This is a genomic window from Desulfovibrio cuneatus DSM 11391 (assembly GCF_000430005.1).
In the GTDB taxonomy this organism is placed as follows: domain Bacteria; phylum Desulfobacterota; class Desulfovibrionia; order Desulfovibrionales; family Desulfovibrionaceae; genus Frigididesulfovibrio; species Frigididesulfovibrio cuneatus.
Map to the genome: position 1 here is coordinate 98987 of NZ_AUCY01000015.1, position 11396 is coordinate 110382.

Annotated in this window: 12 protein-coding genes; 10 read left to right on the forward strand and 2 right to left on the reverse strand. The window is 54.2% G+C overall.

The window, feature by feature from the left end; genetic code table 11:
• The 5 genes from efp to G497_RS0104240 all read left to right on the forward strand — a co-directional run bounded on the left by efp (position 1) and on the right by G497_RS0104240 (position 5643).
• Entirely contained in the window at positions 1-564 is a 564-nt protein-coding gene (gene efp / locus G497_RS0104220; protein WP_027187214.1) for an elongation factor P, read from the forward strand.
• Between the two features lie 360 nt (positions 565-924).
• Positions 925-3678 carry a DNA translocase FtsK gene (locus G497_RS0104225; protein WP_027187215.1) on the forward strand — a complete coding sequence of 918 codons (2754 nt, stop codon included), beginning with the start codon at positions 925-927 and terminating at the stop codon, positions 3676-3678.
• Between the two features lie 242 nt (positions 3679-3920).
• Positions 3921-4598, forward strand: coding sequence for an outer membrane lipoprotein periplasmic chaperone LolA (lolA, locus tag G497_RS0104230; protein WP_027187216.1), 678 nt, complete (start codon positions 3921-3923; stop codon positions 4596-4598).
• A gap of 15 nt (positions 4599-4613) precedes the next feature.
• Positions 4614-4805 carry a hypothetical protein gene (locus G497_RS0104235; protein WP_027187217.1) on the forward strand — a complete coding sequence of 64 codons (192 nt, stop codon included), beginning with the start codon at positions 4614-4616 and terminating at the stop codon, positions 4803-4805.
• A 52-nt stretch (positions 4806-4857) separates the two neighbouring features.
• On the forward strand, positions 4858-5643 hold the full coding sequence (locus tag G497_RS0104240; protein WP_027187218.1) for a hypothetical protein: 786 nt from the start codon (positions 4858-4860) through the stop codon (positions 5641-5643).
• 177 nt (positions 5644-5820) lie between these two features.
• On the opposite strand, the gene G497_RS0104245 is transcribed toward G497_RS0104240, so the two are convergent.
• Together G497_RS0104245 and G497_RS0104250 are read right to left on the reverse strand one after the other, a co-directional pair.
• Entirely contained in the window at positions 5821-6687 is an 867-nt protein-coding gene (locus G497_RS0104245; RefSeq protein ID WP_051257824.1) for an ABC transporter ATP-binding protein, read from the reverse strand.
• Positions 6681-7298, reverse strand: a complete 618-nt coding sequence (locus G497_RS0104250) for a biotin transporter BioY (protein WP_027187220.1) — start codon at positions 7296-7298, stop codon at positions 6681-6683. The genes G497_RS0104245 and G497_RS0104250 overlap by 7 nt, the downstream gene beginning before the upstream one ends.
• A gap of 135 nt (positions 7299-7433) precedes the next feature.
• On the opposite strand from G497_RS0104250, the gene G497_RS16700 reads away from it, so the two are divergent.
• The 5 genes from G497_RS16700 to G497_RS16710 all read left to right on the forward strand — a co-directional run bounded on the left by G497_RS16700 (position 7434) and on the right by G497_RS16710 (position 11044).
• Complete coding sequence (locus G497_RS16700) at positions 7434-8084, forward strand: class I SAM-dependent methyltransferase (RefSeq protein WP_034636595.1); 651 nt, start codon at positions 7434-7436, stop codon at positions 8082-8084.
• Positions 8085-8223: 139 nt separating this feature from the next.
• On the forward strand, positions 8224-8643 hold the full coding sequence (gene nikR, locus G497_RS0104260; RefSeq protein WP_027187221.1) for a nickel-responsive transcriptional regulator NikR: 420 nt from the start codon (positions 8224-8226) through the stop codon (positions 8641-8643).
• 4 nt (positions 8644-8647) lie between these two features.
• Positions 8648-9436, forward strand: a complete 789-nt coding sequence (folE2, locus tag G497_RS0104265) for a GTP cyclohydrolase FolE2 (protein WP_027187222.1) — start codon at positions 8648-8650, stop codon at positions 9434-9436.
• Between the two features lie 18 nt (positions 9437-9454).
• Positions 9455-9949, forward strand: coding sequence for a tRNA (cytidine(34)-2'-O)-methyltransferase (locus tag G497_RS16705; protein ID WP_051257825.1), 495 nt, complete (start codon positions 9455-9457; stop codon positions 9947-9949).
• A 12-nt stretch (positions 9950-9961) separates the two neighbouring features.
• Positions 9962-11044 carry a CobD/CbiB family cobalamin biosynthesis protein gene (locus G497_RS16710; protein WP_051257826.1) on the forward strand — a complete coding sequence of 361 codons (1083 nt, stop codon included), beginning with the start codon at positions 9962-9964 and terminating at the stop codon, positions 11042-11044.
• Positions 11045-11396: the final 352 nt, after the last annotated feature.

An 11396-nucleotide genomic window follows, 5' to 3' on the forward strand; every position in this document is an offset into this window, starting at 1 on the left:
ATGTATTCAACCACCGACTTTCGCAAAGGGCTGAAAATTGAAGTGGAAGGCACTCCCTATGAAATTGTGGAGTTCCAACACTTTAAGCCCGGCAAAGGCGGGGCTATGGTACGCACTAAACTGCGTAACTTTTTAACAGGCCGTATGCAGGACATTACCTTCCGCTCCGGTGAAAAAGTGGGCCGCCCTGACCTTGAAATGCGCGAAATGCAGTATTTGTACCGGGAAGGGGATGAACTTGTGTTTATGGATCTCACAAGCTACGAACAGTTGCAAATTCCTCTTGATAGCGTGGGCGACAAAGCTGGCTACTTGAAAGAAAGCCAACTTGTGCCTGTGCTGCTTTACCAGGGCAAGCCCCTTGACCTGGAATTGCCTGTTTCTGTGGTGTTCCGCGTAACACAAACAGAACCCGGCGTGAAAGGTGATACCGTTTCCAACGTGACCAAGCCTGCCACCCTGGAAACTGGCATTATCATTCAGGTACCTATTTTTGTGAACGAAGGCGATTTGGTAAAGGTAGACACCCGCAGTGGTTCTTACCTTGGCCGCGAACAGGGCTAATTCCATTACCAAGTAACCATTGTTTTTTCTTGGAGAGCTGCTAACGGCGGCGTAGCCGTCTTGCTTCTCCAAATCCTTCGGTTTTGGTCGTCTGCTTGCGCAGACTCCGTGATACTAATTCTGGCAGTATTACTGTATAATTGGTATAACACGGCTCACTTGGGGAACCGCTACAGTATCACTGTGCAACAAGTGTTTTCCAAGTGATACCGGCTGCCCGGTGTGGTTTTGTGGTTCCCATGGCCCGGCCTGTTTCTGGCTGGGTCATGTGTGTGCCAGCAGTGCTGGTTTTTTCTTTTACATGCTGTTTCAGTGGCCAGCCGTATGTGTTGCGCCAAGAAAACAGCAGAGTGGTATTTCATGTCTCGAAATCAGGAAAAAGGCATACAGGAATATGCTGAAGGCAGTTGGCTTGGCCGGGAACTTCTAGGCCTTGTTGCCATATTTTTTGGCCTGTTGCTGTTGCTGAGCCTTGCCACCTTTGACGCCAGGGACCCCTGGCTAAACCAGGTAATTAGTGGAAAAATTACCACGGTGCATAATAAGGCAGGGCTTTTTGGTTCATACACTGGCGGCATGCTGTTTGATGCTTTTGGCATTGCTGCGTGGATGGTGCCATTTTATTTTTTCTTTATGGGCGCACGTCGCATCCTTGGTTCCCAGGGGTGGCCCTGGTGGCGCTGGGTGGGCGTTGTGCTGCTTGGGCTGTGCTTTGCCATTGCCGGGGCCGCACGCGACGCCCAAATGCTGCAAGCTGCCACCGCAGGTTCCAGCGTTTCCAACCATGGCGGCGGGTTGCTTGGCTACATGCTGTACACAGGCCTTGTGGGCTGGTTAAGCCCCACGGGCACCATGCTTGTGTGGCTCTTTTCCTTGCTGCTTTCAGTGCAAATGCTTGTGGGCTTTTCCTGGCTTGGGGTTGTGGTGGGGTTTGCCAAAGGGGTGTGGCTTACGTGCACAACCCTTGCGGGGGACATGGCTGATTCCTTGAATCAGCGCCAAGACCCTCTTGCGCTTCCCAACACCGCTTCCCCTAGCTCTGAACAGGGACCAAGGGAAGAAGCTGCCCAGGATTATGAGTCTGTTGACCAGGCTACCCCAGGGCAACCCACTGCGTCAGAACAATTTTCCTATGCAGCCAATGGCGCGCCACTGGCTGTGCCCACTGCCACGGCCCCTGCTGGGGCAAAACGGTGGAGCCTTATGTCACTCTTTGCCAAGCTGGGAGCCAGAAAAGAAGGGCGACAGCACAGCAACGATTTGCCCTTACTGGAAATTGCCGTAGACGAGCCAGAAGGCACACCGCCCTGGCTGCGCGACTTTGAATCCGGCAGGCATGGTGTACATGCGGAAGAATCCATGCCGCATGCACATTTTGTGGAAGAGCAGGCGTGGCAGGCAAGCCCCCATGTGTTGCCTAATGCCACTACAACGCAGGAAGCACCTGCATTTACGGCCGAAGAACTAACCACTGCCATGCAGCAGGCCGTGCCAGCCATGCCCGCCTCCCCTGAGGCCACGGCAGCCCGGCAACCTGTACCCCTTGCCCCCAAAGTACAAACCACGGAAGCTGACGCGGCTTCAAAGCATATGGAAGCCCCCGCAGCCCCGCAACTTGCAGCGCCTGAGGCAAAAGACACGCCGCCTTCACGCCTGTCCAGTATTTTTACCCGCAAAGCCAAAATTCCCCTGCCTGGGGCAGAGCTTTTGGAGGGAATAGATACCCAACGCCCCTTGGCAAACAAGGCCATGCTGGAACAAAAGGGCAAAACCCTTATGACCTGCCTGAAGGATTTTGGCATTCAGGGCGAGCTTGTGGGCATTACTCCCGGCCCAGTGGTCACCATGTTTGAGGTGCGCCCAGCCCCCGGCGTGCGTGTTTCACGCATTGCCAACCTGAGCGACGACCTGGCCCTGGCGCTTAAATCCATTGCCGTGCGTGTGCAGGCCCCTATTCCAGGCACAGACACCGTGGGTATTGAAATTCCTAATGATGTGCGGGAAACCGTGTGCTTCAAGGAGCTTATTTCCTCACGCCTGTTTCAGCAAACCACCATGCGCTTGCCATTGGCCCTGGGGAAAGATATTTCCGGTGCATCCTATGTGGCAGACCTTGCCGCCATGCCCCACTTGCTGGTGGCCGGGGCCACTGGGGCAGGCAAAAGCGTAGGCATTAACTCCATTTTGCTTTCCTTGCTGTACAAGGCCCGGCCTGAAGAGGTTAAGTTGCTGCTGGTTGACCCAAAACGGGTAGAAATGGCTATTTATGCCGACCTGCCCCACCTGGTACACCCGGTGGTAACAGAAATGAGCCTTGCCAAAAACGCCCTGGACTGGGCCGTTTCGGAAATGGACAAACGCTATACCGACCTTGCCAGGGCAGGGGTGCGCAATATTGCTGATTACAATACAAAGCTGGCAGGGCTGAAAGGCAATATGCCGGATGAACTTATTGGCCTTGCCCCCATGCCCTACCTTGTGCTGGTTATTGACGAACTGGCAGACCTTATGCTTGTGGGTTCCAAGGAAGTGGAAACCAGCATTGTACGCCTTGCCCAGCTTGCCAGGGCCGCAGGCATTCACCTTATTCTGGCAACCCAGCGCCCCAGTGTGGACGTGGTTACCGGGCTTATTAAAGCCAACTTCCCGTGCCGTATCGCTTTTCAGGTAACTTCCAAGCACGACTCGCGCACAATTTTGGACGCCGTGGGAGCGGAGTACTTGCTGGGCAAAGGGGACATGCTGTTCAAACCCTCTGGCGGGAAATTTTTGCGTTTGCACGGCGCGTTTGTGAGTGACAAAAACGTGAATACCGTGTGTGATTACTGGCGGGCCAGGCAGAAACCGGAATATCATGTGGACTTTACCGAGTGGGGCGGGGATGACCCCTTTGAAGGGGGCGGTTCCGGCAATGGCGGCGACGACGTAAGCGGCGACCCATTGTATGGCGAATCCTGCGAGTTTGTCCGCCAGCAAGGCAAAGTGTCCATTTCCCTTATTCAGCGGCGCTTTCGCATTGGCTTTAACAAGGCCGCCCGTTTTGTGGACCAAATGGAACACGACGGCATTGTGACCCCGGCGGATGGCAGCCGCCCCCGTCAGGTCATTCGGTAGGGAAACGCTCATTTTTTCCGTTTGGCTTCGTTATTCGCCTTTTTTGAGGTAGGGCAGGACAAAAGAGTCCAGCCCCACCTCAAAAAAACTCGTGCCTTGCCAAACAAAAAAACTGAGCATTTCCCAAAACACTGCGTTTTTATGGGGGCAGTGTTCCCCAAAAAAACATTGTGAATACAGTTCAGTAAAAGAAAAGCTGATTCAATAACAGCTTTAATAACTATATAACATAAGGGGGGGCAATGCCCATCCGTCTTTTATTATCCGTGGCCTTTGTGTGCCTGTTGGCCCTGCCTGCCAATGCGGCCCCTGCGGCCAACATCACCGCAAGCCTGCAACAGAAGTATGACACTATTTCCAGCATGGAAGCCAAGTTTTCCCAAACCATTATCCACAAGGAAAGTGGGGCCAAGGAAACGCGCACAGGCACGTTGTACTTTAAAAAGCCCTTGTTGGTGCGGTGGGAAGCTGAAAAGCCCACCAAAGAACTGCTTGTGGTGGGGGAAAATGCTATTTGGAACGTCTTCCCGGATGAAGAGGTGGCCTACAAGTACCCTGTGAGCATGGTGCATGACACGCACAATATTTTCCGGGTTATTACTGGCGGTTCCCGCCTTGAGCAAGACTTTACCGTGGAGAACAAGGGCATGGAAAACGGCCTTGTGCGCCTTAACCTGTTCCCCCTGGAGCCTGTACAAAGCCTGGTGGAAGCAGTGTTTTGGGTAGACCCGAAGACCATGCTTATCCAAAAATTTCGCATTACCGACTTTTACGGCAACCACAACGACATTACCATGACCAGTTACAAGCTGGATGGCAAAGTGGCCGCCTCCCAATTTGCCTATGCGCCGGAAAAAGGATTTATGGTGGAAGACCGCACCCAGAACAACGGGGCACCGCGTAAAAACTTTTTGCAATAACCATAGGGGGAACCCATGGCAGCATTACGCTTTGCCTACATAAAAGAATTGGAAGACTACTTTACTTCCGGCACGTTTGCCGAAGATTTTATGAATTCACCGGAAGACCGCCGCCATGAAATGCTGGAATTTGCAGAAGCACTTATGGATGCGGCGGAAAAAGCGGATGAAGCGGTCACCAAAATTATATTCCGCAAGGTTGAATAACGAGCAAGAGACCTTGCACATTGTGCAAAACTCTTCATAAAGGCATTACTGTATGGCGGAATTCTGGTTTCATGTGTTTCGCAACTGGGCAGATTACTTCCCATTGCTCCCTGCATTGCTTTGGTTTGGGGCAGGGGTTATTTTTGTTGTGCTGGCAGGTTTTTGGGGGCTTTTTCGCCGCAATTGGGGTGTTCACCGGGTGTTCACCGGGTTGTATTATATTTATATCCCGCTTGTTTTCTTCCTCATCAGCTTGTTGCATTACTGGGTGAACGACCTGGAAAAAGCCATGTTTTTGGCTCTGGACCAGTCCAGGCAATCCATTAGCGCCACAGCCACCAGCAATGCCCAGCAAGCGTTGGCTCCTTTCATGAAAGTGAATGCCCCCCACACGTTGTACGACCTGCAAGCTATAGGTGCCGCCTTTGCAGCCTCCTTAAGTGAGCAATACAGCGTGCCCGTGCCCCTGGAAAAGGTTATGGTAGCAGATGTGGTGGAAATAGATATTCCTACCTATTTCCGAGATATTTCCCAAGATATACAGCATTTGTTTGCCGCACAAATGGCTACAGCCATGCAAGAACGCCTGGCCAAAACCCTGGATGGCAGCTCGCAGGTTTCCCCTAAAGGGGTGCTTGACTTCTGGAACAGTTCATTCAAGGCAGACCTGGAACAAGGCCTTGCCGTGGAAACAGCCCAAGCGGTGTTGCAGGAATTGTTTGTTTCCATTCGTCAACACCTGTACCCCTTATGGGTTCTGCTGGTTGCCCCGCCCATCGTGGAAACACTGCTCTTTTTTCTGTTCCGGCGCAAACCCAGGGAAATACGCATGAAATAGTCGACGTGTAAAAAGGCCACTCGTTTTTTACCCTCGACTCAGTAAGGTCTGGGCAGGTTGTGTGGTTTGCAATAAGAAAGAACAAGGCAGAAGGTAAGGGGATGCCCTGCCTTCTGCCTTTTCGATTGTTGTTGCCAGCCATATGCGTACGGCACACCGTAAAAAAGGCTTTTGCCCTTACTTTTCGTACGGTTTTACGCCATATTCCTGCACTTGGTGGGCAAGGGCCGTAGGGGTGCCCAACAAAGGGGGCAGCACGGGGTGCAAAAACAAAAAGTCATTAGCCAGTCCTGCAAATGGGTCAAGGTCGTGGGTGCTGAGTACCACACACACGCCGTTCTGGCGGCAGGTTGCCACCAGCCCCAGTAGTTCCCCCACAGCGGGGTAGTCCAGCCCGCTTAAGGGTTCATCCAGCAGTAGCAGGCTTGGGCCGCGCAACAGGGCCGCAGCAAGGCACAGCTTGCGTTTTTGCCCGTAAGAAAGGTGCTGTACAGGGGTATTCCACATATCTTCCAGGGCAAAGGGCCGCAACATGGTGCGCGCTTGTGCCTCTGCCAGGGCCACGGCCTGGCGCTTTTCCCCTGTAGCCTTTTGGGCAAGGGGCAAGGCCGTCAGCAGCATATCTTCCCCCACGGTACTGCCTATTATTTGCATATCTGCATCTTGCAGCACCAGGGCGCTGTGTTCACGCAGGGCAGAACCGTAAAGGGAGTTGGGGGGTATTTGGGGCAGGGGGCTTTCCTGCTGTGTTGCCTGGGGGTGGGGTTTTGCCGGGACAAGGGCAATGGTGCCCGCTTGTGGTTCCATAATGCCAGCCAGAAGGCACAGCAAGGTTGTTTTGCCGCACCCATTCATGCCAGCAAGGCACAGCAGCCCCCCGCAAGGTAAAGAAATGTTGAGGTTACTATACAGCGCCTTGCCCGTGCCTGGGTGACCAAATGCAAGGCCTGTTACATACAGCCCCATGGGCAACTCCGGGGGAACAAGGGAAGGGGCTTCCCGTTGGGGGGCCATATGCAGGGGGGAAAGAGGGGGTGCTACCACTTGCCCGCCAGCCCGCGCTTACGCAGCACTCGAAAAAATAAACTTGCCAAAGCCACTTTGGGTAGCCCCAGGGGCAAAAAAGGTGTTACACCAAGGGCAATGGCTTTTTCCATGGGCCAGCCAAGGCGCGCAACCATCCACAGCACGCCGCAAGTATACAGTATAAGCATTCCGAGCGCGGCAGGGGCAAAGGCAAGGCCCACCACCTTGGCACTAAGGGCAAGGCTTTCACGTTCTTCCACGCTGGCGGTTACAGGCGGTTCCGGGGCATAGCGTTGCACAAGGCGTGCCCCCACCCCGGCAAAAAAAGCAAGAAACAGGAAGCCCACAAGGTAACCCCCGGTGGGGCCAAGCAAATGGGCAAAGCCGGACCGCCCGCCAGAAAATACGGGCAACCCCAGCAGCCCAGCGACAATATACAGGGCCACGGCATATACCCCGTAACGCGGGCCAAGCACAAAACCGGCAAGGCAAACAAATAGTTCCTGAAACGTTATGGGCACAGGGCCAATTTGCACGTGCAGCAAGGCACCTGCGGTTATCAGGGCTGCCATAAGCGCAGTAACGCTCATGCGGTGCAAAGTTTCCACAGGGGAAAAGGGGGTGACCATACTTCACATTTCCTTATGGGTAGTGTAATGGGGTGCCATGGTTTGCCTGCATACCCAAAGCTAGGCCATTGCAAAATAGTATTGAGCAGACATTCCCTTGTACCTATACCTATTGAAAAAACGGATTGCAAGCTTGTGAACGGCGCTTATATAGAAGTTCCTGCCGGGGGCCGCACATGGCGGCTGCACCGCCCGGCCGATTTGGAAGCCCTGTGGAACACCATGGGCACAGACGAATTTGGTGACGATGAGCGCCTGCCCTACTGGGTGGAACTGTGGCCTGCCAGCCTTGGCCTTGCGGCGCTGCTGCAAGAAAATGCCGCAGCCATTCAGGGCAAGTGCTGCCTTGACCTTGGCTGCGGCCTTGGGCTGACTGCCCTTGTGGGGGCCAGCCATGGGGCACGGGTGCTGGGCATGGACTACGAACCCCCAGCCTTGCACTATGCTGCCATGAATGCCAGGGAAAACAGCATTTCGGGCGTGGCCTGGGTGGCAGGCGACTGGCGCTACCCCCCTGTGGTGCAGCATGGGTTTGACGTGCTATGGGGCGGTGATATTATGTATGAAGCCCGCTTTGTAGGCCCTGTGTTCCGCTTTCTGGAACACGCCCTTGCCCCTGGTGGCTGGGCCTGGGTGGCTGAACCTGGGCGCAATATATTCCCGGCATTTCAGCAAGCCCTGGCCCACGGTGGCTGGCAGGCAGGCAGGGTGGCAAAGCATACCGTACCTGCCATGCACGGTAAAGGCTCTGTTGGGGTGGACCTGTGGCGCATTTCCCGCAAATAGGGAACCGCTGATTTATTCCGTTTGGCGGTGTTGCTTCATGTTTTCCGTTCGGGCTTTGTGAAGATGCACAGGCAGCAAAGCTACCTGTGCCGCCGAAGCATCTACGCCGCCGCCGGAGCGAAAATAAGGAGAGTTTAGCATGAGTAATATAACCCGCTTTGGCGTTTCGCTAGACGAAACGCTGCTCGGAGAATTTGACGCCCTGTGTGAGAAGCGCGGTTATCCTAACCGGTCTGAGGCCATTCGTGATCTTATCCGCAAATCGCTCGTGGAAGAAGAGTGGCAGGATAAAGACACAGAAGTGGCTGCCACCCTTACCCTTATTTATGACCACCATAGAAGTGACCTGGCCCAGCGCATAACTGCCGTGCAGCATGAAGAGCACCATATGGTAATAACCACCCTGCATGTGCACCTGGACCACAACAACTGCCTTGAAGTTATCGTTTTGAAAGGAAAAGTTGAAATGATTCGATCGTTTGCAGAACGGTTGACCTCCACCAAAGGTGTGGTATACGGCAACCTTTCCCTGGCCACCATGGCCAACAGGCTGCGGTAGCTTCATGCAAGACATGCAAAGCCAGCAGGCCGAAATTCCCATGCCCATAGACAGGGTGGGGGTGCGTTGCATTCGCATTCCTCTTACCATTAGCGACAGGGCAAGCGGTAGCCAGCACACCGTGGCGGAAGTGTCCCTTGATGTTGACCTGCCCGCGCACTTTAAAGGGACGCACATGAGCCGCTTTCTGGAAGCATTGGAAGGCTGGCAGGAAGACCTGGGCTACCATAACCTGAAGAACTTGCTGGAAAATGTACGGGAACGGCTGTGTGCCCAGCGGGCTCATGCGGTATTCCAGTTTCCCTTTTTCATGCGGAAAAAAGCGCCTGCCACTGGGGCAGAAGGGGTGCAAGGGTATGACTGCACCCTTAAAGGAACACTTGAGGCGACCAAAAAACCGCATTTGGAACTGCAAGTGGTGGTGCCTGTAATGACCGTATGCCCGTGTTCCAAGGCCATTAGCCGTGAAGGGGCACACAGCCAGCGGGCAGATGTGCGCATTGCCGTTACCCTGAAAGGGTTTAGCTGGCTGGAAGAATTTATTGAAATAGCAGAGCAGGCAGCCTCTTCCCCCACCTATCCGCTCATAAAGCGCCAGGATGAAAAATTTGTGACGGAAAGCGCCTTTGCCAACCCCATGTTTGTGGAAGACGTGGTGCGCAGTGCGGCGCAACAACTGGAAGCACACCCCCAGGTGCAGTGGTTCCGGGTGGAAGTGGAAAGCTATGAATCCATCCACGCGCACAACGCCTTTGCCCTTATTGAACGCCACTGCGAACGCAAAGAGGCATAATTTACTTCTGGAACCCCTATGCACATTGTTCTTTTTGAACCGGAAATTCCGCCCAACACAGGCAACATAGCACGGCTTTGTGCTGCCACCTGCACAGAACTGCACCTTATTGAACCCCTTGGGTTCAGCCTTGAAGACAAATATATGAAGCGGGCCGGGCTGGATTACTGGCCTCATGCGCGCGTTTCGGTGTGGCCCAATTTTGCTGCCTATTGTGCCGGGGCCGGGGCAACAAAGCGCCTTGTGGCCACCAGCAGCCGGGGCGGGCAGGCTGTGCACCAGTTTGCCTTTAGCCGGGAAGACGCCCTGGTATTCGGCCCGGAAACGCGAGGCCTGCCACCGGAAGTGATTGCCCAAACAGCCCACCGGGTGCGCATTCCCATTTGGGGGCAGGTGCGCAGCCTGAACCTTTCCACTGCCGCAGGCATTGTGCTGTATCAGGCCCTTGCTATGACCGGGCTGTTAGACAGCGTTGATACTTCTGCTCAGGAATCTTCTCCGCCTACACCATAAGGAACTACGCCTATGGAGCCATTTATCAGCCTTGCCCCGTGGCAGGGGGCCACTTTTTTCCTGCTGCCAGTGCTGGCTGTGGTGCTGGATATGCTGGTGCCAGACCCGCGCAATGTGCCGCACCCGGTGCAAGCCATTGGGCGTTTTTTCAGCCTGGCGGAAAGCCCGGCTAGGCACCTTGGGGGCAGTGTTGCCGTGGGTGGGTGCATGGTGGCTTTGGTCTGCTTTGCCACAGCTTTGTGTGTGCAGCTTGCCCTGCTGTTGCCCTTTGGCCTTGGGGTGTTATGTGCCCTGTATTTGAGCTGGAGCGGCCTTGCCCTGGGAACACTGCTGCGTGAAGGAACAACTGCCTGCACAGCCATTGCGGCCGCGGAAGTGGCCGTGACTGCTTCCTATGCCCAGCAGCTTGTGCTGCACAGTGAAGAATTAGCTATTACCCCGGAAGAAGAGGCTGCCGAGTATTTACTGAAGGAAGCCCGCAGCGCAGTGGGCATGCTGGTTTCCCGCAGTACAGACAAGATGAACACGGATGAGTTGTACCGCTCTTTGGCAGAAAGCCTGAGCGAGAATTTTAACGATGGGTTTATGGCCCCGTTGTTCTGGCTGTGCCTTGGTGGACCTGTGGGGTTATGGGTGTATAAAGCCATAAGCACAGCAGACTCCATGTGGGGCTACAAAACAGAGCGCTTTCTGCTTATTGGCCGGGTGGGTGCCCGCCTGGATGACCTGATGGCGTTTGTTCCTGCTCGTCTCAGTGCAGCGGCCCTGTATGCCACAGCCAGATTTGTTGCGGTTGGGAAAGACTTTCCCGGCTATGCTGTAGCTGTTCGTCAAGGGCAACTTATGGAAAGCCCCAATTCCGGGTGGCCCATGAGCATGGCAGCCTGGCTGTACCGTGGGCGCATGGGGGGGCTTACCCCCTACAACGGCATAGAAGTGGAAAAACCCATTCTGGGCCCCCTTACGGGCAGGTGGACTGTGCAAAAAATCCAAACCCTGCTGCGTCACCTGCGCTGGGCAGCCTGTGCCAGCGCCTTGGGCCTAATTCCCGCCGCTGCTTTTGTCTTTTTTACGATACGTTGGGTTGTTAGTTAGAGCATTTCAATTTTGAAATGCTCTGTGGACGCGCAGCGGACACTCGCGAAGCGTGTCGTTTTGTTAAGTCATTGCAGAAAGTTGTATGAAGTGGTTAATCCATACTACGGAAAAGGAATATAACTTTTCAAAGTTAATCTGCTCTAGATATCTTTGCAGGGGAGGGAACCACAAGGGCATGATGCCCTTATGGTTCCCTCCCCTGCACCCCTCCTCCTTCACCCCATAAAGGGGTTATGGGAAAAAGTTGATTACGATTTAAAAGTATAACAGCTCAAAGAAAAAGCTCAGTTTTCTCCTTTGGCAAACGATAGTGCCAAACGAAAAACTGAGCCTTTTTTATACTAAAAAG

Excerpts from the sequence above, each read along its gene's own strand:
- efp (WP_027187214.1), top strand. The coding sequence starts at position 1 with ATGTATTCAACCACCGACTTTCGCAAAGGGCTGAAAATTGAAGTGGAA.
- G497_RS0104225 (WP_027187215.1), top strand. The coding sequence starts at position 925 with ATGTCTCGAAATCAGGAAAAAGGCATACAGGAATATGCTGAAGGCAGT.
- lolA (WP_027187216.1), top strand. The coding sequence starts at position 3,921 with ATGCCCATCCGTCTTTTATTATCCGTGGCCTTTGTGTGCCTGTTGGCC.
- G497_RS0104235 (WP_027187217.1), top strand. The coding sequence starts at position 4,614 with ATGGCAGCATTACGCTTTGCCTACATAAAAGAATTGGAAGACTACTTT.
- G497_RS0104240 (WP_027187218.1), top strand. The coding sequence starts at position 4,858 with ATGGCGGAATTCTGGTTTCATGTGTTTCGCAACTGGGCAGATTACTTC.
- G497_RS0104250 (WP_027187220.1), bottom strand. The coding sequence starts at position 7,298 with ATGGTCACCCCCTTTTCCCCTGTGGAAACTTTGCACCGCATGAGCGTT.
- nikR (WP_027187221.1), top strand. The coding sequence starts at position 8,224 with ATGAGTAATATAACCCGCTTTGGCGTTTCGCTAGACGAAACGCTGCTC.
- folE2 (WP_027187222.1), top strand. The coding sequence starts at position 8,648 with ATGCAAGACATGCAAAGCCAGCAGGCCGAAATTCCCATGCCCATAGAC.
- G497_RS16705 (WP_051257825.1), top strand. The coding sequence starts at position 9,455 with ATGCACATTGTTCTTTTTGAACCGGAAATTCCGCCCAACACAGGCAAC.
- G497_RS16710 (WP_051257826.1), top strand. The coding sequence starts at position 9,962 with ATGGAGCCATTTATCAGCCTTGCCCCGTGGCAGGGGGCCACTTTTTTC.